At 70.8% G+C, this 26,682-nt stretch carries 26 protein-coding genes; 8 read left to right on the top strand and 18 right to left on the bottom strand.

Translation table 11 applies throughout. The annotated features are described in order from the left end of the window. The first annotated feature begins 62 nt into the window (after window positions 1–62). The gene (locus ACZ7L1_RS00610) at window positions 63–1,616 is read left to right on the top strand and encodes an LCP family protein (protein WP_471432998.1); all 1,554 of its coding nucleotides are present in this window, start codon (window positions 63–65) and stop codon (window positions 1,614–1,616) included. Window positions 1,617–1,623: 7 nt separating this feature from the next. On the opposite strand, the gene ACZ7L1_RS00605 is transcribed toward ACZ7L1_RS00610, so the two are convergent. Further along, entirely contained in the window at window positions 1,624–2,298 is a 675-nt protein-coding gene (locus tag ACZ7L1_RS00605; protein ID WP_471432997.1) for a lytic transglycosylase domain-containing protein, read from the bottom strand. A gap of 186 nt (window positions 2,299–2,484) precedes the next feature. Beyond that, on the bottom strand, window positions 2,485–3,597 hold the full coding sequence (locus tag ACZ7L1_RS00600) for a TerD family protein (protein WP_471432996.1): 1,113 nt from the start codon (window positions 3,595–3,597) through the stop codon (window positions 2,485–2,487). 794 nt (window positions 3,598–4,391) lie between these two features. On the opposite strand from ACZ7L1_RS00600, the gene ACZ7L1_RS00595 reads away from it, so the two are divergent. From ACZ7L1_RS00595 to ACZ7L1_RS00585, 3 genes are all read left to right on the top strand, one after another. Next, window positions 4,392–5,162 carry a hypothetical protein gene (locus ACZ7L1_RS00595; protein WP_471432995.1) on the top strand — a complete coding sequence of 257 codons (771 nt, stop codon included), beginning with the start codon at window positions 4,392–4,394 and terminating at the stop codon, window positions 5,160–5,162. Window positions 5,163–5,307: 145 nt separating this feature from the next. Further along, window positions 5,308–6,084: a class F sortase gene (locus tag ACZ7L1_RS00590; RefSeq protein ID WP_471432994.1), complete on the top strand. Its 777-nt coding sequence runs from the start codon at window positions 5,308–5,310 to the stop codon at window positions 6,082–6,084. 335 nt (window positions 6,085–6,419) lie between these two features. After that, window positions 6,420–6,797, top strand: coding sequence for a hypothetical protein (locus ACZ7L1_RS00585; RefSeq protein ID WP_471433513.1), 378 nt, complete (start codon window positions 6,420–6,422; stop codon window positions 6,795–6,797). Between the two features lie 137 nt (window positions 6,798–6,934). Here the strand turns inward: ACZ7L1_RS00585 and ACZ7L1_RS00580 are convergent, their stop codons facing one another. From ACZ7L1_RS00580 to ACZ7L1_RS00570, 3 genes are all read right to left on the bottom strand, one after another. Then, the gene (locus ACZ7L1_RS00580; RefSeq protein WP_471432993.1) at window positions 6,935–7,411 is read right to left on the bottom strand and encodes a hypothetical protein; all 477 of its coding nucleotides are present in this window, start codon (window positions 7,409–7,411) and stop codon (window positions 6,935–6,937) included. Between the two features lie 574 nt (window positions 7,412–7,985). After that, on the bottom strand, window positions 7,986–9,314 hold the full coding sequence (locus ACZ7L1_RS00575) for a class I SAM-dependent RNA methyltransferase (protein ID WP_471432992.1): 1,329 nt from the start codon (window positions 9,312–9,314) through the stop codon (window positions 7,986–7,988). Between the two features lie 132 nt (window positions 9,315–9,446). Next, window positions 9,447–11,507 (bottom strand): APC family permease, encoded by a 2,061-nt coding sequence (locus ACZ7L1_RS00570; RefSeq protein WP_471432991.1) that lies wholly within the window; start codon window positions 11,505–11,507, stop codon window positions 9,447–9,449. 283 nt (window positions 11,508–11,790) lie between these two features. Between ACZ7L1_RS00570 and ACZ7L1_RS00565 the strand changes: the two genes are divergently transcribed. Then, window positions 11,791–12,462 (top strand): potassium channel family protein, encoded by a 672-nt coding sequence (locus ACZ7L1_RS00565; RefSeq protein ID WP_388991719.1) that lies wholly within the window; start codon window positions 11,791–11,793, stop codon window positions 12,460–12,462. Further along, window positions 12,462–13,139 carry a potassium channel family protein gene (locus ACZ7L1_RS00560; RefSeq protein WP_471432990.1) on the top strand — a complete coding sequence of 226 codons (678 nt, stop codon included), beginning with the start codon at window positions 12,462–12,464 and terminating at the stop codon, window positions 13,137–13,139. The genes ACZ7L1_RS00565 and ACZ7L1_RS00560 overlap by 1 nt, the downstream gene beginning before the upstream one ends. 197 nt (window positions 13,140–13,336) lie before the next feature. On the opposite strand, the gene ACZ7L1_RS00555 is transcribed toward ACZ7L1_RS00560, so the two are convergent. The 7 genes from ACZ7L1_RS00555 to ACZ7L1_RS00525 all read right to left on the bottom strand — a co-directional run bounded on the left by ACZ7L1_RS00555 (window position 13,337) and on the right by ACZ7L1_RS00525 (window position 19,860). Continuing rightward, window positions 13,337–14,071, bottom strand: coding sequence for a DUF3159 domain-containing protein (locus tag ACZ7L1_RS00555; protein ID WP_471432989.1), 735 nt, complete (start codon window positions 14,069–14,071; stop codon window positions 13,337–13,339). A gap of 3 nt (window positions 14,072–14,074) precedes the next feature. Continuing rightward, the gene (locus tag ACZ7L1_RS00550; RefSeq protein WP_200418474.1) at window positions 14,075–14,473 is read right to left on the bottom strand and encodes an OB-fold nucleic acid binding domain-containing protein; all 399 of its coding nucleotides are present in this window, start codon (window positions 14,471–14,473) and stop codon (window positions 14,075–14,077) included. A gap of 76 nt (window positions 14,474–14,549) precedes the next feature. Then, window positions 14,550–15,233, bottom strand: a complete 684-nt coding sequence (locus ACZ7L1_RS00545; RefSeq protein WP_471432988.1) for a response regulator — start codon at window positions 15,231–15,233, stop codon at window positions 14,550–14,552. After that, a complete protein-coding gene (locus ACZ7L1_RS00540; protein ID WP_471432987.1) occupies window positions 15,230–17,773 on the bottom strand; it encodes an ATP-binding protein in 2,544 nt (847 codons plus the stop codon). Before ACZ7L1_RS00540 ends, ACZ7L1_RS00545 begins: the two co-directional genes overlap by 4 nt. 230 nt (window positions 17,774–18,003) lie before the next feature. Then, the gene (locus ACZ7L1_RS00535) at window positions 18,004–18,762 is read right to left on the bottom strand and encodes a DUF3710 domain-containing protein (protein WP_103839165.1); all 759 of its coding nucleotides are present in this window, start codon (window positions 18,760–18,762) and stop codon (window positions 18,004–18,006) included. A gap of 1 nt (window position 18,763) precedes the next feature. Continuing rightward, the gene (dut, locus tag ACZ7L1_RS00530) at window positions 18,764–19,279 is read right to left on the bottom strand and encodes a dUTP diphosphatase (protein ID WP_471432986.1); all 516 of its coding nucleotides are present in this window, start codon (window positions 19,277–19,279) and stop codon (window positions 18,764–18,766) included. After that, window positions 19,276–19,860 carry a PaaI family thioesterase gene (locus tag ACZ7L1_RS00525; protein ID WP_471432985.1) on the bottom strand — a complete coding sequence of 195 codons (585 nt, stop codon included), beginning with the start codon at window positions 19,858–19,860 and terminating at the stop codon, window positions 19,276–19,278. The genes dut and ACZ7L1_RS00525 overlap by 4 nt, the downstream gene beginning before the upstream one ends. Before the next feature lie 58 nt (window positions 19,861–19,918). Here ACZ7L1_RS00525 and ACZ7L1_RS00520 point away from each other — a divergent pair, with 58 nt between their 5' ends. Further along, the gene (locus ACZ7L1_RS00520; RefSeq protein ID WP_471432984.1) at window positions 19,919–20,392 is read left to right on the top strand and encodes a DUF3093 domain-containing protein; all 474 of its coding nucleotides are present in this window, start codon (window positions 19,919–19,921) and stop codon (window positions 20,390–20,392) included. A gap of 6 nt (window positions 20,393–20,398) precedes the next feature. Here the strand turns inward: ACZ7L1_RS00520 and ACZ7L1_RS00515 are convergent, their stop codons facing one another. From ACZ7L1_RS00515 to ACZ7L1_RS00500, 4 genes are all read right to left on the bottom strand, one after another. Then, on the bottom strand, window positions 20,399–21,307 hold the full coding sequence (locus tag ACZ7L1_RS00515; protein ID WP_471432983.1) for a hypothetical protein: 909 nt from the start codon (window positions 21,305–21,307) through the stop codon (window positions 20,399–20,401). Between the two features lie 13 nt (window positions 21,308–21,320). After that, window positions 21,321–21,617 carry a DUF4193 domain-containing protein gene (locus ACZ7L1_RS00510; RefSeq protein WP_003993510.1) on the bottom strand — a complete coding sequence of 99 codons (297 nt, stop codon included), beginning with the start codon at window positions 21,615–21,617 and terminating at the stop codon, window positions 21,321–21,323. A gap of 391 nt (window positions 21,618–22,008) precedes the next feature. After that, the gene (locus ACZ7L1_RS00505; protein ID WP_471433511.1) at window positions 22,009–23,241 is read right to left on the bottom strand and encodes a sensor histidine kinase; all 1,233 of its coding nucleotides are present in this window, start codon (window positions 23,239–23,241) and stop codon (window positions 22,009–22,011) included. Window positions 23,242–23,246: 5 nt separating this feature from the next. Beyond that, window positions 23,247–23,900 (bottom strand): response regulator transcription factor, encoded by a 654-nt coding sequence (locus ACZ7L1_RS00500; protein WP_010353034.1) that lies wholly within the window; start codon window positions 23,898–23,900, stop codon window positions 23,247–23,249. A 432-nt stretch (window positions 23,901–24,332) separates the two neighbouring features. On the opposite strand from ACZ7L1_RS00500, the gene ACZ7L1_RS00495 reads away from it, so the two are divergent. Beyond that, a complete protein-coding gene (locus ACZ7L1_RS00495) occupies window positions 24,333–24,506 on the top strand; it encodes a hypothetical protein (RefSeq protein WP_388561937.1) in 174 nt (57 codons plus the stop codon). 208 nt (window positions 24,507–24,714) lie between these two features. Here ACZ7L1_RS00495 and ACZ7L1_RS00490 read toward each other — a convergent pair whose 3' ends face one another. Both ACZ7L1_RS00490 and ACZ7L1_RS00485 read right to left on the bottom strand, forming a co-directional pair. After that, window positions 24,715–25,551 (bottom strand): inositol monophosphatase family protein, encoded by an 837-nt coding sequence (locus tag ACZ7L1_RS00490; RefSeq protein WP_471432982.1) that lies wholly within the window; start codon window positions 25,549–25,551, stop codon window positions 24,715–24,717. Then, window positions 25,548–26,675, bottom strand: coding sequence for a ferrochelatase (locus ACZ7L1_RS00485; protein WP_471432981.1), 1,128 nt, complete (start codon window positions 26,673–26,675; stop codon window positions 25,548–25,550). Before ACZ7L1_RS00485 ends, ACZ7L1_RS00490 begins: the two co-directional genes overlap by 4 nt. Between the last annotated feature and the right edge of the window lie 7 nt (window positions 26,676–26,682).

Raw genomic sequence — 26,682 nt, 5'->3', positions numbered from 1 at the left:
TGAGATTATTGCTACATTGCGCAACTGTACAACCATCAGGTGGGGCCGGTCGTCCCCTCCGTATGAGTCTCACGGATGAGGGCGCGGCCATGCCGACGAGCCGCCAGGCCACCCCGTCCCGCCACCGCCGCGGGAGCGAGCCTCCGAGCCACCACGGCGGTGGCGCACGGCGCCGCAAGCGGGGCACGCTGCGCATAGCCCTGGCCGTCGCGCTCACCGTCGTGGTGCTCGGTACGGCCGGCCTGGGATGGATCTACCTCAAACTGAACAGCGACATCGACACCTTCGACGCCGGGGGGCTGTCCAGGAACCGACCGGAGCCCGGGGCGTCGAAGGGCGAGAACGTCCTCGTCATCGGCACGGACGCGCGCACCGACGGCAACTCCGCGCTCGGCGGGGGCGACAGCAGCGACATAGGCCGCTCCGACACCACCTTTCTGCTGCACATCTACGCCGACCACCGGCACGCCGTCGCCCTCTCGATCCCCCGCGACACGCTGGTGACCATCCCGCCGTGCAGGCTCCCGGACGACACGTGGACCAAGGCGCAGCCGAACACGATGTTCAACGCGGCCTACTCGGTGGGGGAGACCGCCAAGGGCAACCCCGCCTGCACCCAGAACACCGTCGAGAGCCTCACCGGGCTGCGCGTCGACCACACGGTCGTCGTCGACTTCAAGGGCTTCGCGGCTCTGACGGACGCGGTGGGCGGGGTGCAGGTGTGCGTGCCGCAGGAGGTGTACGAGAACGATCTGAACCCCAACCTCAGAACCCGGGGCGCGCTGTTGTTCAGGAAGGGCGTGCAGACCGTGTCGGGAGAGAAGGCCCTGGACTACGTGCGCATCCGGCACGGCATCGGGGACGGGTCGGACATAGGCCGGATCAAGCGTCAGCAGGCGTTCGTGGCCGGCCTGATCAAGAAGGTGAAGAGCGACGGGCTCACCCCGACCGACCTGCTGCCGCTCGCCGAAGCCGCCACCAAGTCCCTGACCGTCGATCCCGGACTCGGCTCGGCGAACAAGCTGATCTCCTTCGCGATGTCGCTGAAGGACATCGACCTGCACAACACCAAGTTCGTCACCATTCCCTGGCGGTACGTCGGCGAGCGCGTGGCGATCGTCGAGCCGGACGCTTCGGAGCTGTGGGCCGGCCTCAGGGCGGACCGCACGATCGACGGCAAGGACGCCGCCGGCACGAAGGGCAAGGCCGCCGCCTCCGCCTCACCGAGCCCGAGCGCGGACGTTTCCGGGGCCGGCATCGACGTTGCGGTCTACAACGGCACGACCACCGGCGGCCTGGCCTCCCGCGCCGCGGCGACCCTGACCCGGCACGGCTTCACGGTCACCGGCACCGCCAACGCGAGCAGCCAGGACCACGCCACCACCGTCATCGAGTACGGCGCGGACCTGAAGACCAGGGCCGAAACGGTCGCCCGGCTCTTCCGCGGCGCACAGCTGAAGCCCCTCACCGGTGCGGGCATCGATGTCGTCCTGGGCCGGTCCTATGTCACCGCCGCCCCCTCGGCCTCCCCCACACCCACCGCCCTGCCCTCCTCGGTGGAGGCCGACGCCCGCTCCGCCGACGACGACCCGTGCTCCGACCTCTCGTACGGGTGACAGAACGCTACGCTCCGACCGCCTGGCCCGCCTTCGTCCAGTTGGCGTGCAGGCGGTCGAGGTAGGAGCGGGCCTGGGCGCCCGGGGCCGCTCCGCGCGCGAAGGCGAGCATGTTGCCCACGCCGGCGTTGTAGCCGAGGGCCAGCAGGTCGTCCTTGGTGTAGGAGGCGGGCCAGGTGGCGGGCAGTTGCGCGGCCAGGTCGTGCAGGTACCAGGCCGCGGACTCGATGGCCAGGTCCCGGTCGTCGGGCAGGTCCTCCCAGCGGCGACCGGCGAAGTCCCGGCCCTGTTTGACCGCGTCGAAGGTGGCGCGGTGCATGTCGGCGATGCCGAAGGACGCATCCGGTTTGTACTTCTGCCAGGCCCGTTCCAGGGCCGGATCGTGCGGTTTGTAGGCCTCGTTGTAGAGGATCGCCATCAGCAGTCGGGCGTCGATCCCCGCCTGGCGGGCCCGGGCCCGGACCTGGGGGGCGTAGTCGACCGGGTCGTACGCCGACGCGCTCTTCGACGCGGACGCACTCGAAGAGGGGGAGGCGGAGGGCGGGGTGGGGGCGGGGGTGGACGCGGCGGCGGGGGGCGGCGCGCTGGACTGCGGGGTGCCGGCGGCACGGACGATGACGTACAGGGCGAGGGCCAGCACCAGCACGGGAAGCCACTTGCGCCGCAGCCGGGACTCGGCCATCTCTCGCCCCTCTCCCCCTGCGCCTTCGCACCCGGGGAACCGGCGGGCACCCGACGCACCGCGTGCCCGTACCGAACGTACTCCCGCCCCTTCCGCACCCGGCGCATTGAGGCCCGTGTGGGCGCAGTCGGTGGCGTGCGCGGGACGCGGGGCCCGAGGTCCCCTCCGGCCCCGCCGCCCGCGTCGTCAGTCCTCGTAGTAGTTGTTGACCACGACCTCCGGTTCGTCGTCGTCGAACGCCTCGTTGAGCAGCGCTCCGCCGATCAGTCCGGCCGCGCCCGCACCGATGAGCGCGCCCGTGCCGAAGCGGCGGCCGCCCCCGTGCTGGTGGTGGTCCGCGTACTGGTCGTGATGGCCCTGCTGCGGATACCCCTGCTGCACGGGCTGCGGGTAACCCTGCTGCACGGGCTGCGGGTAACCCTGCTGCACGGGCTGGGGGTAGCCCTGCTGTGGCGGGGTGTAGAACGGCGGCACCGTCGTCTGCACGCGCTGCGCACAGCCGCCGCAGGTCTGGATCTGCCGGGGCACGCCCCACTGCGGCGACCACGTCACCGTCGTCGTGCCGGGGCCGTGGGTCGGGTCGAAGAAGCACGTCACGAGGGAACTCCCTGGGGGTTGCGGCGGCGCGGTGACCGCCTGCGGCGGTGGGGCGGTGGTGGGGGCGGGCGGATACGACGGACCGGTCTTCGCTGCGGACTTGGCGATGGTGACCGGTGGCGCCGGGCTCGCGCTCTCCTTCAGCACGTTCACGCCGTAGTCGGTGGCGATGCCCGCCACCCCGGAGGCGTAGCCCTGGCCGACGGCGCGGAACTTCCACTCCGCGCCGTGCCGGTACAACTCACCGAAGACCAGGGCGGTTTCCGCGGACAGACCGGCGGTCGCGAGGTCGTAGCGGGCCAGTTCGGCGCCGCCGTCCTCGTCGACGACCCGGATGTGGGCGCCGCCGAGGTGCTCGAAGGCCTGGCCGCGGGCCGGGGCGTCGCAGAGCGACACCAGGAAGACGATGCTCGTGACCTCACCCGGGACCCCCATGAGGTCGACGTGGATCTGCTGGTCGTCACCGCCGACCGGGCCGCCGCTGCCGGAGTGGCGGACCGAACCGTCCGGGCTGCTCAGGTTGTTGAAGAAGACGAAGTGCTCGTCGGACAGCACCTTGCCGCTCCCGTCGCACAGGAGTGCGCCGGCGTCCGGCTCGTAGCCCGTGTCCGCCTGCCAGCCCAGTCCCACCGTCACGGCGGTCAGGCCGGGGGCCTGCTTGCTCAGCGACACGTTGCCGCCCTTGGTCAGGGCCACACCCATCGATGTCCTCCACGGCCATGTCGTCGTCCGCGTCCACCATGATCGACGCTTCCGGACGCCCATCAGTTCCCGGATTGCGCAAGAGACAAAGCAAGCGAGGGGGACCGTCACCCGGGCGGCGCCATGCGGGCCGTCCGCAGGCGGACCAGGGTCGTGCGGGCCCATCGCCGGCGGACCAGGGGCATGCGCGCATCACGAGGCGCACCCCTCCGGCCACGACCCGAAGACCTCTCCGCGGTCACCGCATCCGTCTCGGCCCGGTCGCCGGCGCCCGCCCGGCCCGGAGCGCGGCTCGCCCGGTATGGGCGGGCCCGCCGAGGGATCCGCCCCCGACATCGCCGCCCGGGACCCGACGCGACCGATCGGCGCCATCGCCCCGCAATCGGCGGTACAAGGATCCTGACGCTGCGTCGCGCGACGCACGAATCGCGCTCAACTCACATGACAGGAACCAAGTTGAATGCACGTCGAACATGCCTTCGCACCTGGAGTGGCCGGCCTCCCGGTCGTGCGGAGACCTGATGCCGCGTCATCGCAGCGACGAGTGCGGCACATCGATGTCCGGACACGCTTCCCCCGCGTCCATTCGTGGTCGGACTAGTACTAACGGGTGTGCTGCCGACCGGGTTACTTTTCGGCCCGCAGGCACCCGGAGGGAGTACGAGCTGGCTCGCTTGCCGTGTTCTGCGGTGGTGAGAGGCGGTCCTCGGGTTGAAGGTGATCACGTCACCACTGCGATTTCCCGTGCCGACGTGGTGTCGGCCTTCGTGGTGGCGATGAAAGGACTACCTCTCATGCGAGCGACCCGGACCATGTTCGCCTCCGCGGCGATCGCCGCTGCCGTCGTGTTCTCCGCTCCCGCCGCGTACGCCCTGTCGGCGCCCGAGCTTCGGGCCGCGGACGGCGGTTCCTACGGCGGCGAGGAGCACGGCGGCCACAAGGGCAAGGAGCACGGCCACCACAAGGGCGAGGAATCCAACGACGAGGAGCAGGGCGGCAAGAGCGAGGAGTACAAGGGCGAGGAGCAGGGCGGCAAGAGCGAGGAGAACGGCGAGGAGTCCAGGGGCGAGGAGCACGGCGGCAAGAGCGAGGAGAACGGCGAGGAGTCCAGGGGCGAGGAGCACGGCGGCAAGAGCGAGGAGAACGGCGAGGAGAAGGGCGAGGAGGGCGACAACGACAAGGGTGGGGAGTCGAAGGGCAAGGAGAACGGCCGTTCGAAGGACAAGCCGCGCGGTGGGGTGAAGGCCGGTGGCGGCGCCCTGGCCATGGCCAAGCAGGAGGAGGGCGGCTGGTCGGGCGAGGACGAGCAGTTCTCGCAGGACGACGAGCAGGGCGGCGAGCGCGCCCATGGTGGCTCGCGGTCGAAGGGCGACGAGGAGGAGGGCGCGAGCGGGAGCGAGGAGCGCGGGTCGAAGAAGCCCCACGGTGGGGTGAAGGCCGGTGGCGGCGGGCTGGCGGAGTCCGGCAGCGGCCTGGCCGCGGGCTCGGTGCTGCTCCTCGGCGGTCTCGGCGCGGGGGCGTACATGCTGCGGCGCCGGGGCGCGTCGAGTGTCGCCAGTGCCTGATCGGCGGCCCTCGCCGGTTGCTGCGCGGTCGCGGCCGCTGTCGCCCTGGAAAGGGTGACGGCGTCCGCGGCTGCGGCGCTTGTGCCGGCCGCTGCCGGCCCCTGAAGTCCGATCCTCGCCCCCGTCGATGAAGAGGCATTGTCCGATGGCCCTCTCGCAGCCCACCCCACCGGATCGGCCGCGGAGCGGACCCGCGCCCCGCCGTACCGCCGGCCGAGCACTGCTGTGGCCGGCCGTGGCGGTGGGGCTGGGCGTTCTGCTCATCCACAACTCACTGACCGGCACCCCTGCGGACCCCAAGCCGGCGGCCCCGCCCGCCGTCGCCGTCTCGCCCGCGAATCTGGACCCTCCTGTGGACGCCGCTCCGCCCGTGGACGCCGCCCCGCCGGCGGCCGCCACCCCGGTGGCTCCGGGGCCGGACGCGACGGCGAGTCCTCAGAAGCAGGGGCTGCCGCGGTCGGCGCCGAAGCGGATCGAGATTCCGCAGATCGGGGTGGACGCGCCGTTCACGGAACTCTCCCTGGGGGCCTCCGGGCACCTGAACCCGCCGCCCGGGAACAACACCAACCTGGTGGGCTGGTACCGGGGCGGCGCCTCGCCGGGCGAGCGGGGCACGTCGATCGTGGTGGGGCACGTCGACACCAAGACCGGCCCGGCGGTGTTCGTACTGCTGCGCACCCTCAAACGGGGAAGCAAGGTGGACATCACCCGAGCGGACGGCACCGTCGCCAGGTTCAAGGTCGACTCGGTCGAGACCTTCAGCAAGGCCGGCTTCCCGGACAACCGGGTGTACGCCGACGCTCAGACCCCTCAGCTGCGGCTGATCACCTGCGGCGGCGACTACAACCACAGCGCTCACGACTACGAGGCCAACGTGGTGGTGTTCGCCCATCTCATGTCGGTCAAGCGCCCCGCGGCATGACCACGCGGCGGGGCGGGCGGGCGGCCCGGGACACCTGGTGACCGGTCGTCAGTGACGTACTGCTGTCCGCGCCCGCCGCCCGGCCCGGCGCGGACAGTGCCGTTCGCGCGTCGGCCGCGCCCTCTTCCGTGTATGGGCCCCCACGACGGGCTCGCCCGCTCACGCCCCGGACATTTGACGTTCGCTACCCGGTGCCGTTGGCCGCGGGATTCCCCGAGGATGACGTTTCCATCGAGACCTGCGGCATGACCGAGGACGGCGTACCGAGCCGCCGTACCCCGTCCCTCACCTGCGTCGTCGAGACCACGGACGAACGTGGCCGTCCGAACTTCGCCCTGCACCCCGCACCCGCGCCGAGGGACCTCCGGGGGGCGGACGCCGAGGACCTCGCGCTCTATCGGGAGAAGTTCCGGCGGCGTCTGCCGGAGTCCCTGGATGAGTTGTACGGCCCGGCCCAGGGGATCGTGGAGCTGCCGCTGCACATGGCCTGGTCGGGGATGACCTCGTACGACCTGACCAAGCCTCGCCAGCGCATGGGCCTGTACCGCACCGTCCTGCACGAGGGCCTGCGTGATGACCTGCCCCGGTACCTCAACCGGGACCTGCTCCTCCAGCTGTGGCCTGTGCTGCGCACCCTCGTCGGTCGCACCGTGCGCGCCGTATGGGAAGACGCCTTCCCGCAGCTCGCCTCCCGCACCCGGGCAGTCGCGTGACGGACATGCCGGAGCTGCACACGCGGCTCCTGGCGGATGTGATCGCGCACCTCCTCCCGCAGGTACTGGCACAGCGGAGCGATGGACGACACCAACTGGTTGACGGTGGTAATGCGTTGGGGCTGCCACCCGAGAAATTACCGAAGCAGATCACGGAACGCCGCTCCGTCGGCATCGCCGGTACGCAACCGGCTGCCGGACCGGTACAGATCACCTTCGAGCCGAACCGTGCGTTGAGGCCGCGAACCTCCTCGGTACAGGCACCAGGTGTGACCGTTGCTGTACAGCACATTGGGCAGCCGGCGCATCAGCTCCCACTGCTCCCGGTCCCGCTTCGTGAAGCCGTCGGGCGTGACGTCGTGCCCCGGAGCCTTCAGCTCAAGGAAGCCGGTGATGCGCCCCGAGGTCTCCACGGCGTAGTCCGGACGCACCCGAGCCTCAGGCAAGGGGTGCTCGGGACGAAGGCGAGGACTCAATTTCCGGCGGGCCCCGAAAGTCTCCACCAGCTTCGCCACCGGCAGGCTGATGGACGCCTCCGTGTCGCTGACCCGCAGACGCTCCCTGCACTCGGATCCAAAGTCCGCCACAAGAGCCCGTATCCATTCCTCCGGCATCTTGTCCCCCTTCAAGCTGTGGACGCGGGCGGTGGATCACCACAGACACAGCTTGTTGGAGGCGAAGGGGCCGACTCAGTGCGCACGGGGGGGCGCTCGCGAGGCACGAACGGCGCGTTCGGTGATTGCTGGGAAATCAGATGCTGGTGTGGGTCAGGACGGCATCGCAATAGCCGACTTAGCCGTGCGATGTGTAGTCGCAAAAGTACTCTCGGGGGACGCGACGGCATTGCCATCCCCGACCGTCAGGTGGGCCTTCAGAAACACGCTGATCCCTCAGGCGGGAAGGCGTGCTCGGCGCGCCACTCCCAGTTGCTGCGCACGCGCAAGGCGACCAGTACGTCAGGGTGGGCCGTTGGGTATCAGCACCGCTCACGGAAGCCATGACGAAGTTTCAGCACGAGCGTCACCTGAGCGTCAATCGTGCCAAAAATAGCGTCGGGAGCACGAGCGACGGCACGCCGTCCGTGCCTGAAACCGCAGCTCAGAGGCCCAAAGCGGATGGTTCCCTGCCCGATGTGTTGTGCGGAGGGAAACAGGTCGAAGGAAGCACCCGGGATGGCGAACCCGCAGGTCAGGACCCCTTGGCGGCCGGTTCGAGAATCGCCACGCACTCCACATGATGCGTCATCGGAAACAGATCGAACGCCCGCAGCGTCCGCACCCCGTACCCGCCCTCCCGGAAGTACGCCAGATCCCGTGCCAGGGCGGCCGGGTCGCAGGCGACGTAGGCGATCCTGCGTGCGCTCAGCGAGGAGAGGTGGGCGACCGTCCTGCGGCCCGCGCCTGCCCGTGGCGGGTCGAGGACGATCAGGTCGACCTCCGTGATGCCCGTGCGCGGCAGGACCGATTCGACCTTGCCCTGTTCGATGCGGACGCGGGGGAAGTCGGCGAGGTTGTGCCGGGCGTCCTCGACCGCGCGCCTGCCCGACTCGATGCCGAGCACCGCGCCCTTCTCGCCGATCCGGTCGGCCAGCGCGCCCGCGAAGAGGCCGACGCCGCAGTAGAGGTCGAGCGCCATGTCACCCTTGCGCGGAAGCAGGCCCTGCATCACCGCCGTGACCAGGGTGTCCGCCGCCTTGGGGTGGACCTGCCAGAAGCCGCCGGCTCCGACGCGGTGCGTACGGCCGTCGGCGCGTTCGCGGACGAAGGGGCGGCCGTGGACGCGGTGGATGCCGCCCGTCTTCTCGTCCACGCGCAGGACGGAGACCGGCTTGTCCAGTTCCACCAGCGGCAGGCGCGCGCCCGGCTTCGGGGTCAGGACGACCTGGCGGTCCTGCGAGCCCGTCGCCGCGATCGCCTCGACGGAGTCCATCCCCGTCCAGTCCCGCTTCTCGATGCCCAGTTCGCTGACGCCCTCGGCGGCGATCAGACAGTGGTCGATCGGCTCCACCTCGTGCGAGCGGTGCCGGCGCAGGCCCGCCCTGCCGGACGCGTCCACCGCGTACTGCACCCGCGTACGCCACTGGGGCACTTCGCCGGCGGGCAGCTTGTCGCCCTCCGCCGGCACCACCGTGCCGTCCCAGCCCGCCTCCTCGGGCGTGAGACCCGCGAGCCGGCGCAGCTGCTCGGCGATCACCTCGGCCTTCAGCCGGCGCTGTGCGCCGGGCTTGGCGTGCTGCCAGTCACAGCCGCCACAACGGCCGGGGCCGGCGTAGGGGCAGGGCGCCTCCACGCGGTCCTTCGACGCCTCCAGCACGCGTACGGCGTCCGCGCGCAGGAAACGGGCTCCCTCCTCGCCCTCGGTGACCCGCGCCACGACCCGCTCGCCGGGCAGTGCGTGCCGGACGAAGAGGACCTGACCGGCGTCCGTGCGGGCGATGCAGTGACCGCCGTGGGCGACGGGGCCGATCTCGACCTCGTACTCCTCCCCCACCAGCGACTTCTTCGGTTCTGCCTGCATGGGGGGCGACTCCAGATCCAGATGCGGGAAAGGGGCGCGAACAAGACGACGGCGCGTCGACGGCTCGGCCGGACAACAGCCCACCAGTCTACGTGGGTGCCGTCCGGCCGTTCACCACGGCCGGGGGCGGCCTCAGCTCCGCGGTGCCTGCGAAGCCGACGACTCCCGCGTCCGCTCCTGCGCCGGTCCACGCCGCACCGCGCCCGGCGCGTTCCACTCCTGCCGCTTGCGGGCGCGCCGCTTGGCCGCCTCCGAGGACGCCAGCTGGTACGGCACCGAGGTCACCATGATGCCCGGCGTGAACAGCAGCCGGCCCTTGAGCCGCAGCGCGCTCTGGTTGTGCAGCAGATGCTCGTACCAGCGGCCCACCACGTACTCGGGGATGATCACCGAGACGGCGTCGCGCGGGGACTCGCGGCGCAGGCCCTTGACGTACTCGATCACGGGCCGGGTGATCTCCCGGTACGGCGAGTCGAGGACCTTAAGCGGTACGTCGATGCCGCGCCGCTCCCACTCCTCCCTCAGCGCCTTCGTCTCCGCCGGGTCGACGTTGACGCTGAGTGCCTCCAGGCTGTCGGAGCGCAGCAGTTTGGCGTAGGCGAGGGCGCGCAGCGTGGGGCGGTGGATCTTGGAGATGAGCACCACCGAGTGGACCCGGGAGGGGCGCACGCTGTCGTCGCTGGGGCCCTCGGGCGCGGCGAGCTCCTCGGCCACGCCGTCGTAGTGGCGGCGGATCGCGGTCATCGTCGCGTAGAAGATGCACATGCCGAGCAGGGCGACCCAGGCGCCGTGCGTGAACTTCGTGACCAGGACGACGACCAGCACCAGGCCGGTGAAGAAGGCGCCGAAGGCGTTGATGGCACGCGAGCGGATCATGTGGCTGCGCTTGGCCTGGTCCTTCTCCACGGCGAGGTGGCGGTTCCAGTGCTTGACCATGCCGGTCTGGCTGAGCGTGAAGGACACGAACACGCCCACGATGTAGAGCTGGATCAGCCGGGTCGAGTCGGCGCCGTAGATGAAGATCAGCAATGTCGCCGTGCCGGCGAGCAGGACGATGCCGTTGGAGAAGGCGAGGCGGTCGCCGCGGGTGTGCAGCTGGCGCGGCAGGTAGCGGTCCTGGGCGAGGATCGAGCCGAGCAGCGGGAAGCCGTTGTAGGCGGTGTTCGCGGCGAGGAACAGCACCAGCGCGGTGGCGGCGGCAAGAACCACGAACAGGAAGCTGCCCTTGCCGAAGACGGCCTCGGCGACCTGCGAGATCACCGGGTTCTGGACGTATCCCGAGCCGAGCGGGTTGCCGTTGTGGATCAGGTCGGTGGCCGGGTTCTCGGCCATGCGGACCTTGGTCGTCATGGCGAGGACGATGATGCCGCAGAACATGGTGACGGCGAGCAGGCCCATCATCGCGAGCGTGGTCGCCGCGTTCTTCGACTTGGGCTTGCGGAAGGCCGGGACGCCGTTGGAGATCGCCTCCACTCCGGTGAGCGCGGCGCAGCCGGAGGAGAAGGCGCGCAGGAGGAGGAAGACGAGCGCGAAGCCCGCCAGGCCCTGGTGCTCGGCCTTGATCTGGTACGCGGCCGTGGGCGCGCGCATGGTGTCGTCGAGGACCAGCCCGCGGAACGCGCCCCACGCGATCATGATGAAGACGCCCGCGACGAAGACGTAGGTCGGGATCGCGAACAGCGTGCCGGACTCCTTGACGCCGCGCAGGTTCATCAGCGTGAGCAGCACGACCACGGCGACCGCGCAGAACACCTTGTGCTCGACGACGAACGGGACCGCGGAGCCCAGGTTCTCGATGCCGGACGAGATCGACACGGCGACCGTGAGGACGTAGTCGACGAGCAGGGCGCTGGCGACGGTGAGGCCGGCCTTGGGGCCGAGGTTCGTCGTGGCCACCTCGTAGTCGCCGCCGCCGCTCGGGTACGCGTGCACGTTCTGCCGGTAGGAGGCGACCACCGTGAACATGAGCACGACGACGGCGACGGCGATCCAGGGGCTGAAGTGGTAGGCCGACACGCCCGCGATGGAGAGGACCAGCAGAACTTCTCCGGGCGCGTACGCGACGGAGGAGAGCGGGTCGGAGGCGAAGACGGGGAGTGCGATGCGCTTCGGCAGGAGCGTTTCTCCCAGCCGGTCGCTGCGCAGTGCGCGCCCGATCAGGATCCGTTTGGGCACGTCGGTCAGTTTGGACACAACAGAGGATCGTAAGGGGTCGTCCGGGCACCCCTCCACCCGCCGGAGGAGATCTGCCTCACGAGTGAAACACGTGCGGGGGCGCGCTGCGGATTCCGCAGGTGAGGAGTTCGGCATGCCTCCATGACAAAACCCCTTCGGCTGTCGGCCCGGAGGTTGCCCGCACGACGGGTCCGGCATGGTGCACAGGGGTCCCCTGTACGCACCGCGCGTGTGTAGCTTGGGCGGCGGTCTGAGAACCTGTTTGGACTGAGTCGTAACCATTGACATCGGAAGGACGGTCGTGCACATCGTCATCATGGGCTGCGGAAGAGTGGGCTCCGCTCTGGCCCAGACCCTGGAGCAACAGGGGCACACGGTCGCCGTGATCGACCAGGACCCCACCGCCTTCCGACGACTGGGCTCCGGGTTCGGCGGCCGTCGTGTCACCGGCGTCGGCTTCGATCAGGACACCCTGCGTGAGGCGGGCATCGAGGAGGCCGGCGCCTTCGCCGCCGTCTCGAGCGGCGACAACTCGAACATCATCGCGGCGCGGGTGGCCCGCGAGATGTTCGGCATCGAGAACGTCGCGGCCCGGATCTACGACCCCCGCCGCGCCGAGGTCTACCAGCGGCTCGGCATCCCGACCGTCGCCACGGTCCGCTGGACGGCGGACCAGATGCTGCGGCGTCTGCTGCCGTCCGGTGCGGAGCCGCTGTGGCGCGACCCCACCGGCGGCGTCCAGCTCGCCGAGGTGCACGCGTCGCCGAAGTGGGTCGGCCACAAGATCAGCAAGCTGCAGGAGGAGACCGGCGTCCGGGTGGCGTTCCTCACCCGGCTGGGCGAGGCCATGCTGCCCACATCGCAGACGGTGCTGCAGGAGGGCGACCTCGTGCACGTGATGATGCGGACGGACGACGTCGAGAAGGTCGAGTCGGCGTTCGCCGAGGGCCCTGAAGAGGAGAGCGGTCACTGATGAGGGTCGCCATTGCCGGTGCCGGCGCGGTCGGTCGCTCGATCGCGGGCGAACTGCTGGAGAACGGCCACGAGGTCCTTCTCATCGACAAGGCGCCGACCGCGATCTCGGTCGAGCGCGTCCCGCAGGCGGAGTGGCTGCTGGCCGACGCCTGTGAGATCACGTCCCTGGACGAGGCGGCACTCCAGCGCTGCAACGTGGTCATCGCCGCGACGGGCGACGACAAGGTGAACCTGGTCGTGTCGCTGCTGGCGAAGACGGAGTACGGCGTCCCGCGCGTCGTCGCCCGGGTCAACAACCCGAAGAACGAGTGGCTGTTCAACGAGTCGTGGGGCGTGGACGTGGCCGTCTCCACCCCGCGCCTGATGTCGGCGCTGGTGGAGGAGGCGGTGAGCGTAGGCGACCTGGTCCGTCTGCTCCGCTTCAGCCACGGCGACGCGAACCTGGTCGAGCTGACCCTGCCGCCCGAGTCGGCCCTGGCGGGTACGCAGGTGGGCGATGTGCAGTGGCCTGAGGACACGTCCCTGGTGACGATCATCCGCGGCACCCGGGTCCTGACCCCGTCCCAGGAGGACTCTTTGGAGGCGGGCGACGAACTGCTCTTCGTGGCGGCCCAGGCACGCGAGGGTCAGCTGGAGGAACTGCTGTCGGTGCGCAGGGAGGATGCGGCGGGCTAGGCCGCGAAGGTGCGGTTCGGGTGCGCCTGGGACGTCCGGGCGCACCCTTGGGTCCGATTGGCAGCGTGGTCGGCGGAACCAGCCCGTCCGGGGGTCTCCCTGCTCGAAGGGCTTGGGGGAGATCGAGGTCAAGGCCGTTCAGGCCAAGCGGGGGTCTGGGGGCGACAGTCCCCGGACGGCCACCCCACCACCGGGGACTAAGCCTCCCGGCGGTGCCGCCCGGCCCCTTCGCTCTTGGCGGCAGCCGCCTGCGCAGCCTCTTCGGCCTCCATCTCCGCGAACACGTCGATCGGTGCGGGCGCCTTCGCCAGGAACACCCACGTCAGCCACACGGCGAGCAGGAACGGCGGGATCTTCAACGCGATCAGTACCCAGCCCAGTTGGGCGGTGTTCGCCCACCAGTACAGGGGGAACAGGATCGCGCACTTGCCGAGCAGGATCAGCCCCCAGGCCCAGCTGGCCTTGCCGTAGGCCCTCTTACGGCCCGGGTTGCGCGTGCGCCAGGAGAGGTTCTCCTTGAAGACCGGGCCGAGGATCAGGCCGATCAGCGGGACTCCGGCGAGCGTGGTGATGATGTACGCGAGCCCGAGGCCCAGCGTGTAGAGCATGCCCGGCAGGTAGAAGTCCTTCGCGTTGCCGGTCATCATCGCGAAGACCACACCGAACGCCACGCCGAAGACACCGCTGAACGCGTGCTTCACGGTGTCCCGCATGGCGAGGCGGACCACCACCAGCAGCAGGGACACCGCGAGCGCGACGATCGCCGACCAGTGCAGGTTCTTGTTGACGGTGAAGATCGTGACGAAGAACAGGCCGGGCACCACGGTCTCGACCATGCCGCGGACCCCGCCGAACGCCTCGAAGAGCGCGGCCTCGGTCACCGCCCGCGAATCCTGCTGGGCGCCTTCGGTCGGCTTCTCGAGTGACGTCACCGGCTACTCCCGTCCGAGCGGTCTGAGTTCGTACTTGGGATTGAACAGCACTCTGCGGCCCCGGCTCATCGAGATCCGGCCGGACGCGATCAGCTTGCGTCCCGGCTCTATCCCGACGATCGAGCGCCTGCCGAGCCACACCACGTCCAGCGCGGCCGAACCGTCGAACAGCTCGGCCTCCAGCGCCGGGACACCGGCCCGCGGGCGCAGCGTGACCGTGCGCAAGGTACCAGTAACCGTGACGATCTGTCGGTCGTGGCAGTCGCCGATCCTCGTACAGCCCGCGGTCTCGGCGTCCTCCCGCAGTTCCTCGGACTCCAGGTCCTCCTGTGACGAGGAGAGCCGGTCCAGCATGCGCCGGAGGCGGCCCACCGGCTTTTCGGAACGAGGGACAGCGCTCATACAGAAAGCGTACCGGGGGGCGCCGACACGGACGTACCGGCGGCACGGCCCCTCGCTGCCCCACCGGGCTCCCGGCTCACTTCTCGAACCGGTACCCCATCCCCGGCTCCGTGACGAAGTGCTTCGGATGCGACGGGTCCGCCTCCAGCTTCCGTCTCAGCTGGGCCATGTACACCCGCAGGTAGTTCGTCTCCGTCCCGTACGAGGGCCCCCACACCTCCTGCAGCAGCTGTTTCTGGCTGACCAGGCGGCCCGTGTTGCGGACCAGCACCTCCAGCAGGTGCCACTCCGTGGGGGTGAGGCGTACGTCCTTGCCGGCCCGGTTGACCTTCTTCGCGGCCAGGTCGACGGTGAAGCCCTCGGTCTCCACGATCACGTCGTCCTCGCCGCCCCCGTTCGGCTCCGCGCGGCGGACGGCGGCGCGCAGGCGGGCCAGCAGCTCGTCCATGCCGAACGGCTTGGTGACGTAGTCGTCGGCACCCGCGTCCAGCGCCTGGACCTTCTCGTCGGAGGAGTGGCGGGCGGACAGCACGATGATCGGCACCCGGGTCCAGCCGCGCAGCCCCTTGATCACCTCGACGCCGTCCAGGTCGGGCAGCCCGAGGTCCAGCACCACGACGTCGGGGTGGCGGGCGGCGGCGAGCTGCAGCGCGGTCACGCCGTCGGTGGCCGCGTCGACGTCGTACTTGCGCGCCTTCAGGTTGATCACGAGGGCGCGCACGATCTGCGGCTCGTCATCGACCACGAGCACCCGGGTCATGTGGTCTGCCTTTCTGGTTCGGCGACTCGTACGGGGTGGTGGGCGCCGTTCACGGCCCGCAGGGTGAGGACCATGGTGAGCCCTCCGCCGGGGGTGTCCTCCGCGTTCAGGGTGCCGCCCATGGCCTCGGCGAAGCCGCGGGCCACCGCGAGGCCGAGGCCGACGCCGGCGCCGCGGGGGGCGTCGCCGTAGCGCTGGAAGGGCTCGAAGATGCGTTCCTTCGCCTCGTCGGGGACGCCGGGGCCGCGGTCGACGACACGCACCTCGACCCGGTCGGCGAGGGCGCTGGCGGCGACCAGGACGGATGTGCCGAGGGGGCTGTACTTGACCGCGTTCTCGACGAGGTTCGCCACCGTGCGCTCCAGCAGCCCGGCGTCCACGGCGACCATCGGCAACGTCTCCGGGATGTCGAGTTCCACGCTGTCCTCCGGCACCCCGCCGAGCGCCATCGGGACCACCTCGTCGACGTCGATCTCCCGGATCAGCGGGGTGACGGTGCCGGTCTGGAGGCGTGACATGTCGAGCAGGTTGCCGACCAGGTGGTCGAGCCGGTCGGCGCCCTCCTCGATCGCCGCCAGCAGCTCCGCGCGGTCCTCGTCGGACCACTCCACGTCGTCCGACCTGAGGGAGGTCACCGATGCCTTGATGCCCGCGAGCGGGGTGCGCAGGTCATGGCTGACGGCGGCCAGCAGGGCGGTGCGGATGCGGTTGCCCTCGGCGAGCGTGCGGGCCCGTTCGGCCTCCTGCTGCAGACGCTGCCGGTCCAGGACCACCGCGGCCTGCGCGGCGAAGGCGGCCAGCACCCGGCGGTCGGAGGCGGGCAGGACGCGCCCGGACAGCGCGAGCGCCATGTGGTCCCCGGCGGGCACGTCCACGTCGGCGTCCTCGGGCCGCCCGACCGAGGCACGGGGGCCGACGCTGCCCGCACAGGTCCAGGGCGCGACGTCGCTCTCGCGCTCCAGCAGCGCCACGGACTCCATGCCGAAGGTCTCCCGCACCCGCTCCAGCAGCGCCTCCAGGCTGGTCTCGCCGCGCAGCACGCTGCCCGCGAGGAAGGAGAGGATCTCGGACTCGGCGCGCAGCCGGGCCGCCTGGTGGGTGCGCCGGGCGGCGAGGTCCACCACCGAGGCCACCGACACCCCGACCGCGACGAAGATCGCGATGGCGACGATGTTCCGGGGGTCGGCGATCGTCAGCCGGTGCAGCGGAGGCGTGTAGTAGTAGTTCAGCAGGAACGAGCCCAAAGCCGCCGAGGCGAGCGCCGGGAAGAGCCCGCCGAGCAGGGCCGCCGCCACGGTCAGCGCCAGGAACAGCAGCATGTCGTTGGCGAGGCCCAGGTCGACGGTGCTCAGCAGCAGCCCGAGGACGACCGGGCCGAGGACGCCGACCAGCCAGCCGGCCACGATGCGCGTACGGCCCAGGCGCGCGCCCCGGGCCACCGGCAGACCGCGGCCCTTGGCGACCTCCTCGTGGGTGACGATGTGCACGTCGAGGTCGGGGCCGGACTCGCGGGCGACCGTGGCGCCGACGCCGGGCCCGAAGACGTACTGCCAGGCCTTGCGGCGCGAGGAGCCGAGGACGATCTGGGTGGCGTTCACCCCGCGGGCGAAGTCGAGCAGCGCCGCCGGGATGTCGTCGCCCACCACGTGGTGGAAGGTGCCGCCCAGGTCCTCGACGAGGGTGCGCTGGACGGCCAGTTCCTTGGGCGAGGCGGAGGTGAGCCCGTCGCTGCGGGCGATGTAGACGGCCATCACCTCGCCGCCGGCGCCCTTCTCCGCGAGACGGGCGGCGCGGCGGATCAGGGTCCGGCCCTCGGGGCCGCCGGTGAGCCCGACGACGATCCGCTCGCGGGAGCCCCAGATCGCCGACACCTGGTGCTGGCTGCGGTACTCGTTCAGGTATTCGTCGACCCGGTCCGCCACCCACAGCAGGGCCAGCTCGCGCAGGGCGGTCAGGTTTCCGGGCCGGAAGTAGTTCGACAGGGCGGCGTCGATCTTGTCGGACTGGTAGACGTTGCCGTGCGCCATGCGGCGGCGCAGGGCCTGCGGAGACATGTCGACGAGCTCTATCTGGTCGGCGCGGCGCACCACCTCGTCGGGGACGGTCTCACGCTGCCGTATGCCCGTTATCGACTCCACCACGTCGCCGAGGGACTCCAGGTGCTGGATGTTGACGGTGGAGACGACGTCGATCCCCGCGGCCAGCAGCTCCTCGACGTCCTGCCAGCGCTTGGCGTTACGGGAGCCGGGGACATTGGTGTGGGCGAGTTCGTCCACCAGGGCGACGGCGGGGGCGCGGCGCAGCACGGCGTCCACGTCCATCTCCGTGAAGAAGGCTCCGCGGTACTCCAGCTCCCTGCGCGGGACCTGCTCCAGTCCGTGCAGCATCACCCCGGTACGCGGCCGGTCGTGGTGCTCCACGAAGCCGACCACGCAGTCCGTGCCACGCTCGACGCGCCGGTGCGCCTCGGACAGCATGGCGTAGGTCTTGCCGACGCCCGGTGCCGCACCGAGGTAGATCCGAAGCTTGCCGCGTCCCATGGCCCCATTGTCTTCCGGTGTCTTCCCGCCGCAGCTGCGCACGCTGCGTCGACCTTACGGCCAATAATCACGGCATATGGGGCAGGCGACGGGGGGCGGGGCATCTTTGACGCAACCCTGATACCCCTGCGTGGACCGGCGTCCGGCATGGGGAAAGCATGTGGGGCCGCGCCCCTCGGCGAGGGATGCGGCCCCGTGGTGTTGCCCGCCCGGCGGCGGTGCCCCGGCTGTCAGCGGACTTCGGTGATCTCCGGGCCGCGCTGCAGCTGGCCCATGCCGCCGGAGAAGCGGGAGCCCTCCTCCTGCTGGACGCCCTCGGGCACCATCTGGGCGTCGTTCGGCAGCTTCAGGACGATCGGGTCGCGCGGTGCCATGGGGCCCTCGCCGCGGACCACGACCGTGTCACGGAAGATCTGCTCGAGCAGGCCGGCGGCCTGCGGCTGCACGGCGCCCTGCCCGGAGATCACGCCGCGCAGGAACCAGCGGGGACCGTCCACGCCCACGAACCGCACGACCTGGAACCCGCTCGTGCCGTCCGGCAGCTGCACCGGCACCTGCGCGCGCAGCTCCCAGCCCAACGGACCCTCGACCTCGTCGACGATGCCACCCTGCTGGGTGATGCCGCCGGCGATCTCCTCGCGCACCTCGCCCCAGATGCCCTCTCGCTTGGGCGCGGCGAACGCCTGGAGCTGAATGGCGCTGTCACGCAGCACGACGGTCGCCGCGACGATCGCGTCGCCCGCGACCTCGACCCGCAGCTCCATGCCCTCGACCCCGGGCACGAAGAGCCCGCCCAGGTCCACCCGGCCCTCGCCGGGCTCCCGGACCTCGGACACGTCCCAGGGTCCGTCGGGCCGGGGCTCGGGCTCCAGCCTCACGCGCTCGCGCTCGACCTCGTCGTCCGCCTCAGTGTCGACACCGTCGACGACCTGCTCGGCCTCGCCGGCCGCGTCCTCGGCGGCACCCTTCTTCTTGCGACGTCCGAACACGTCACTGTCCTTCCCGGTCGGATACGACCGAAGCGTATCGATTCCCACCCGTTGTGCCGCCCACGGCGGCATGACCGCCGGTGGACCCGAAGCCCCCCTCGGCCCGCGCGGAGTCGGGAAGCTCCGCGACCTCCTGGAAGCGGACCCTCTCGACCTGCTGGACGACCAGTTGGGCAATCCGGTCGAAGCGCTCGAACCGCACGGACTCGCGCGGGTCGAGATTCACCACGATCACCTTGATCTCCCCACGGTACCCGGCATCCACCGTCCCCGGGGCATTGACGAGGGCGACACCGCAGCGTGCGGCGAGACCGGACCGGGGATGCACGAAGGCCGCGTACCCCTCGGGCAGCGCCACAGACACGCCGGTGGGCAGAACGGCCCGTTCCCCGGGCGCGAGTTCGCAGCCGACGGTGGTGCGCAGATCGGCTCCCGCGTCACCTGGATGCGCGTACGCCGGAAGCGGTACCTCCGGGTCGACACGCCGGATCAGCACGTTCACGGGCTCGCTGCTCACGGGTTCACCTCGAAGGCTCGTACACGCCGGAGCTGGTCCGGGTCGTCCATGGCCGCCCGGATCTCCTGCGGGCGGCCGTGCTCGGCGAAGTGGTCCACCTTCACCTCGATGAACAGGGCCTCGGCACGGACGGCGACGGGGCCCTCCGGGCCGCCGATCCGCCCGGTCGCCCTCGAGTAGATCTTCCGGCCCGCCACCGCCGTCACTTCGGCTTCCAGATACAGCACGGTACCCACCGGCACGGGCCGTACGAAGTCGGTCTCCAGCCGTCCTGTCACCGCGATGGTGCGCAGCAGCCAGTTCAGGGAGCCGAGGGTCTCGTCGAGGGCGGTGGCGAGGACCCCGCCGTGGGCGAGGCCGGGCGCGCCCTGGTGGGCGGGGCGGACGGTGAACTCTGCGGTGACGGACACGCCCTCACCGGCCCGCGCCTCGAGACGCAGCCCGTGCGGCTGCTCTTCCCCGCACCCGAAGCACTGTCCGTAGTGCGCGCCGAGCGGCTCGCCGGGCGCCGGGGCGTCGGGGTGCCGTACGGGCGCCACCGCGTCGGCGGGGGGCGTAAGACCGGAGGAAGTACCACTCACAGGCGCAGACCTTACCCGCGCGTGAACGCGCCGCGGACACCGTGCCAAGCTTGGCTCCATGCAGCTTTCCGCGTCGCCGTACGAAGAACGTCTGACCGCGCCCCGTTCCTGGTGGCTGATGTGCCTCCTGGTCGGCGTCGCCATGGCCCTGGTGCTGCTGCCGTTCGGCACGCTGCCGCTGCTCGGTGGACTGGTCGGCGGCACTGCGGCGTCGGCGGTCGTGGCCAGTTCCTACGGCTCCCCCCGCATCCGTGTGGTCGGCGACGCGCTGATCGCGGGCGAGGCGAGGATCCCGGTGTCGGCGCTCGGCGCGGCGGAGGTGCTGGACCAGGAGGAGGCCCGCGCCTGGCGCACGTACAAGGCGGACACGAGGGCCTTCATGCTGCTGCGCGCGTACATCCCGACGGCGCTGAAGGTGCAGGTCACGGATCCGGCGGACCCGACGCCGTACCTGTACCTGTCGACCAGGGAACCGCAGAGGCTGGCGGCGGCGATCGAGGCGGCCCGGGCGGAGAGCCGGGGCACGGTCTAGGACCGCTCACTCCTCGAGCGGCGAGGGACCCGGTGCCCTTTCCAGGGGCGGCAGTTCCGGCAGCGCCTCCCACGGCACCTGCATCCTGCGCAGGTCCTTGCGGATGCGCTGCGCGACCCTCCGCGTGTCACGGCGGTTCATGACCGCGCCCACCGCGGCCCCCACCATGAACGGCATCAGGTTCGGCAGGTCCCGCACCATCCGTTTCATGATCCGCTGCCGCAGTTCCCGCTTCATGCGCCCGCCGAGGGCGGCGTCGATCGTGGCGGGGTTGGTCATGTCGATCCCGCGTTCGCCGGCCCAGGACCTCAGATACAGGGTGCTGCGCTGAGCGAGAGTGCCCGGCGGCCGCAGCCCGTACACCTCGTGCAGTTCGGCGATCAGCTTCAGCTCGATCGCCGCGACGCCGGTGATCTCCGCGGCCAGCTCGGTCGGCAGGGCGGGCGGCACCGGCAGCATCGCCGCCGCGCCGACTCCGGCCCCGACCGTGGCCGTCGCCCCTGCCGCGCCCGCGACGAGCTTGTCGGCGATTTCCTCGGGCCCGAGGCCGGGGAACTGCCTGCGCAGGGTCTCGAGGTCCCGTACCGGGATGCGCGGGGCCATGTCGATGATCCGGTCGGCGAGATACGCCAGAGCCGCTCTGGCGGCACTGCCGCCCTTGCGGACGCCCTCCCGGACTCCTGTACGGATTCCCTCGCGGACGGCGACCGCACGGCGTCGGGCGGCGGGTGCCGGGGGATCGGCCGGCACCAGGGGCCCCACGGGGGCCGCCGGAGCGTGCGGTTCGAGCGAGGCTGTTCCCTCACCGGAAGAGCCCCGCTCGTCGTCACGTACGCCGTGGGAGCCCTCGTCGGGCTCCTGCTCCGCTCCCCTGTGCGAGAAGCGGCGCTTCCAAGGAGGGGTCGAGCCGGTCACGGCCGACCCTGCCTCAGTCGCAGTCGCGGCAGATCGGCTGACCGTTCTTCTCCCGGGCCAGCTGGCTGCGGTGGTGCACCAGGAAGCAGCTCATGCAGGTGAACTCGTCCTGCTGCTTCGGGAGCACCCGGACGGCCAGCTCCTCGTTGGAAAGGTCGGCGCCCGGCAGTTCCAGGCCCTCGGCGGCCTCGAACTCGTCGACGTCTACGGCGGAAGCGGACTTGTCGTTCCGCCGGGCCTTCAGCTCTTCCAGGCTGTCGGAGTCCACGTCGTCGTCGGTCTTGCGTGGGGTGTCGTAATCCGTTGCCATTTCGCTCTCCCCCTCTTGGGTGTCTGCGGTGTCTCCAGCGCACGTAACGCGTGAGAGGCCGGACTTGTGCCCGCCTCGAGGCGGAGATTTTGCCTCACATCAAGGTCTGTTACTCAATCGACACCCAACCGGACCCCTCAAGAGTGATCGGCTTGGATGGCGAAGCGGACCGTACACGGTCCCGGTGGCACAGTACAAAGGCATCTCACCGCGTACTACCCGTGATCAAGGCACCGGAAAACACGGATATTCCGGCTTTGTGGGCACTCACAGAGTCACGGAGAGTAGGTGGCTGGAAAAATATCCTTGTGATTGATCACACATGACCAAACCGGAACCCATGCCCGAAAATTCCGCGCAAAGCGAACGTCGGGCGAGATCCCGGCATCTGTCAGAGCGGCAGGGTGACACGCATCACAAGCCCACCCCCTTCGCGCGGCTGTGCACTGATGTGGCCGCCGTGGGCGCGCGCCACGGACCTCGCGATGGACAGGCCGAGGCCCACGCCCTTGTCGCTGCCCGTGCGCTCCGTGCGCAGCCGTGTGAAGGGCTCGAAGAGGTTGTCGATCTCGTACGCGGGGACCACCGGGCCGGTGTTCGAGACGACCAGTACCGCCTGGCCGTGCTGGGCCTGGGTGGTCACCTCGACCCAGCCGCCCTCCGGAATGTTGTAGCGCACCGCGTTCTGGACGAGGTTCAGGGCGATCCGCTCCAGCAGGACGCCGTTGCCCTGGACGACCACGGGGGCTCGCTCGCCGCGGATCTCGACGCCCTTGGCCTCCGCCTCGGCGTGCACCTGGTCGATGGCCTGGGAGGCGACCTCGGCGATGTCGACCGGCTTGCGCTCGACGATCTGGTTGTCGCTGCGGGCGAGCAGCAGCAGGCCCTCCACGAGCTGCTCGCTGCGCTCGTTGGTGGCCAGCAGCGTCTTGCCGAGCTGCTGCAGTTCGTCGGGCGCCCCCGGGTCGGACAGGTGCACCTCGAGGAGCGTGCGGTTGATGGCGAGCGGGGTGCGCAGCTCGTGCGAGGCGTTGCCGACGAACCGTTGCTGGGCCATGAACGCGCGCTGCAGCCGTTCCAGCATGTCGTCGAAGGTGTCCGCGAGCTCCTTCAGCTCGTCGTCCGGGCCGTCCAGCTCGATACGGCGGGACAGGTCCGAGCCGGCCACCGCGCGCGCGGTGCGGGTGATCCGGCCGAGCGGCGAGAGCACGCGGCCGGCCATGGCGTACCCGAAGGCGAAGGCGATCACGGCGAGGCCGAGCAGGGCCAGCAGCGACTGGCTGAGCAGGTTGTCCAGGGCGTGCTGGCGCTGCTCGTTCACGCAGGCGTCCAGGGCGTCGTTGAGCACGCTCGCCGAGGTCTGCTGCGGGAGGTTGCACGTGTCGCTGGCGACCTGGCCCGAGATGATCTTGAACGGAAGTTCACTGCCCACGTTCAGGGCGTGCGCCGCGAACAGGTAGATGATCGACAGCAGCAGGATGCCGGCGATCAGGAACATGCCGCCGTACAGCAGCGTGAGCCTTATGCGGATGGTCGGGCGCAGCCAGGGGAACGGCAGTTCCGGCCTGCGGGGGTCCCACGTGGGCTTGGGCGGTGCCGTGGGTGGTGCGGGTGTCGTGGCCACGGTCATCAGATCCGGTATCCGGAGCCGGGAACGGTGACGATGACGGGCGGCTCGCCGAGCTTGCGGCGCAGGGTCATCACGGTCACGCGTACGACGTTGGTGAAGGGGTCGGTGTTCTCGTCCCAGGCCTTCTCCAGCAGCTGCTCGGCCGAGACGACCGCGCCCTCGCTGCGCATGAGGACCTCCAGGACGGCGAACTCCTTGGGGGCGAGCTGCACCTCGCGCCCGTCGCGGAAGACCTCGCGGCGGTTGGGGTCGAGCTTGATCCCGGCGCGCTCCAGGACGGGCGGCAGCGGCACGCTCGTACGCCGGCCGAGGGCGCGCACGCGCGCGATGAGCTCGCTGAACGCGAACGGCTTCGGGAGATAGTCGTCGGCGCCGATCTCCAGGCCCTCCACGCGGTCGCTGACGTCGCCGGACGCGGTGAGCATCAGCACGCGCGTGGGCATGCCGAGCTCGACGATCTTGCGGCAGACGTCGTCGCCGTGCACGAGCGGGAGGTCACGGTCGAGAACGACCACGTCGTAGTCGTTGACGCCGATGCGCTCCAGGGCGGCCGCACCGTCGTACACGACGTCGACGGCCATGGCCTCCCGGCGCAGTCCGGTGGCCACCGCATCGGCGAGCAGCTGCTCGTCCTCGACGACGAGTACGCGCACGTCGCTTGTCCTTCCTCTGTCCACCCGGGTGACCCGTTTGCGGGCAGCCCACGGGCAGGTTCTGTCACGGGTTGAGGGCTCCATCCTGCCCTTTTCGACCGTAAACCGGCTGTAAGGCGGCGGGAAGCGGCTCCGGGGGCGGATCCGGAGGCGGATCCGGAGGTCCGGGAATGCGAAATTTTCTCGCGCGGTTGAGGTTTCCGCGGAAGGGAGCGGGGGGAGGACGGCTTTACACCCCGCGATCACGCTCTGCATGTGGCACACCACCACGTGGTCGGCTGCTCACCGCTTCCCGTAGAGCGGGCGTGGGTGTCCGGCACCGTCGCCGCCCAGCCAGGGCTGCGCTGGGCACCCAACGGAGACGTGATCGCCCCTTCCCATACGGCACACCCCCGTGCCACCGACCCACGACCCAGGACGAGGGGGCGCAGCATGGACGCATTCACCGCAGGACTTCTGCAGCGCATACGGGCGACCGAGTCCGACCTGACGCGGGCTCGCGAAACCGGCGACGACTTCCTCGCGGAGGTCGAACAGTCGGAGCTCGACGACCTGCACCGCCTTGCCGCCGAGCACGGTGTGGAAGTCACCGCGACGCGCGTCTGATCAGCTCGCAGCAGGCGGGGCCCCGGCAGATCCAGGCCGGGGCCCCGCTTCGTGTGTACCGGAGCCTGCTGCGACGCGAGGGCCCGGCGGCCCCACGGGGGCGCGCAAGGCGGTCCGGGCCTCCAGGGCCGGGTCCGGCCGGCGTCGGGCACCCTTGCGCCCACCGTCGCCGCCCTGAGGCGCACGCGCGGGGCGGGTCGTCGGGTCCTCAGTCGTGCCACGCCCCCAGTTCCTCCAGCCGCGTCTGGAGGTGTTCGAAGAGGGGTGGTGGGGCCGCTATCGTCAGTTCCGGGGAGACCGGCTGCCCGGGGCGGCCGCCGGTTCGGGCGCCCGCCTCGCGGGCGATCAGCTCGCCCGCCGCGTAGTCCCAGGGGTTCAGGCCGCGCTCGTAGTACGCGTCCAGGCGCCCCGCCGCCACGTCGCACAGATCGATCGCGGCGGAGCCGCCCCGGCGGATGTCCCGCACCTCGGGGATCATCCGCCGGACCACCTCGGCCTGCCGGGCCTTGCGCTCGGCGAGGTAGCCGAAGCCGGTGCCCACCAGGGCGAGGCCCAGCTCGGGCGCGGGACGCACGCGCGCGGGGTGGTCGTTCAGGAACGCGCCCCCGCCCAGAACGGCTCGGAAGGTCTCCTGGCGCATGGGCGCGTGGACCACCCCGACGAGCGTCTCCCCGTCCTTGCGGGCCGCGATGGAGATCGCCCAACTGGGCAGTCCGTACAGGTAGTTGACGGTGCCGTCGATCGGGTCGATCACCCACTCGACACCGCTGCTGCCCTCGACGCTCGCCCCCTCCTCGCCGAGCAGGCCGTCGTCGGGTCGGCGGTCGGCGAGCAGCCCGGTGATCAGCTTCTCGGCGGCGATGTCCATCTCGGTGACCACGTCGATGGCGCTGGACTTGGTGGCGGCCACCCCGAGGTCGTCGGGGCGCCCGTCGCGCAGGAAGGCGCCCGCGCGCGTGGCGGCCTCCAGCGCGATCTCGAGGAGTTCGGCCTTCAGCCGCTCGATCGGTTTCGGTTCGGACTGCTCGGTCACGGTGCTCCTCATGCGTACGGGCTGTCGGCGCCCGCCGCGGCGGGCTTGGGGGCGCGGGCCGGGCAGCACCCGACCGGACAGACGTTGTGGCTCGGGCCCAGGGCGCCGAGGGCGCAGGGGGTCACCTGCTGCCCTCGCTCGGTCGCGGCGCGCTCGACGATCAGGTCACGGATCGCGGCGGCGAACCGCGGGTCGGCGCCCACGGTGGCCGAGCGGCGCACCGGCAGTCCCAGCTCCCCGGCCTTCGCCGTGGCCTCCGTGTCGAGGTCGTACAGCACCTCCATGTGGTCCGAGACGAACCCGATGGGTGCCATCACGACCGCCGGGACCCCGGCACCGTGCAGCTGCTCCAGGTGGTCGCAGATGTCCGGCTCCAGCCACGGGATGTGCGGGGCACCCGAGCGTGACTGGTAGACGAGTCGCCACGGGTGGTCGACGCCGGTCCGCTCGCGCACCGCGTCGGCGATCAGCCGTGCGATGTCGAGGTGCTGCCGCACGTACGCCCCGCCGTCCCCGTGCTCCTCGGCGGGACCGGAGGTGTCCGCCGCGGAGGTCGGGATGGAGTGCGTGGTGAAGGCGATGTGCGCCTCGGCCCGGACGTCCTCGGGGAGGTCGGCCAGCGACTTCAGGACGCCCTCGATCATCGGCTCCACGAAGCCCGGATGGTTGAAGTAGTGCCGCAGCTTGTCCACCCGCGGCAGCTCCAGACCCTCGGCCTCCAGGGTGGCCAGGGCGTCCGCGAGGTCCTCGCGGTACTGACGGCAGCCGGAGTACGAGGCGTACGCGCTGGTGGCGAGGACCAGGATGCGACGGTGCCCGTCGGCGACCATCTCGCGCAGGGTGTCGGTCGCATAGGGGGCCCAGTTGCGGTTGCCCCAGTAGACGGGCAGGTCCAGGCCGTGGTCGGCGAAGTCCTTGCGGAGGGTGTCGAGCAGGGCGCGGTTCTGGCTGTTGATGGGGCTGACCCCGCCGAAGAGGAAGTAGTGCTGCCCCACCTCCTTCAGGCGCTCCTTGGGGATGCCCCGTCCCCGGGTCACGTTCTCCAGGAACGGGACCACGTCGTCCGGGCCCTCCGGGCCTCCGAACGAGAGGAGCAGCAGGGCGTCGTACGGGCTGGCGTCGAGTGCGTCGGGCATGTCTCCG

It is taken from the genome of Streptomyces sp. NPDC107546, from assembly GCF_055639175.1.
Note: the sequence above shows the minus strand (reverse complement) of the source record. Positions and strands in the feature narration are given on the sequence as shown.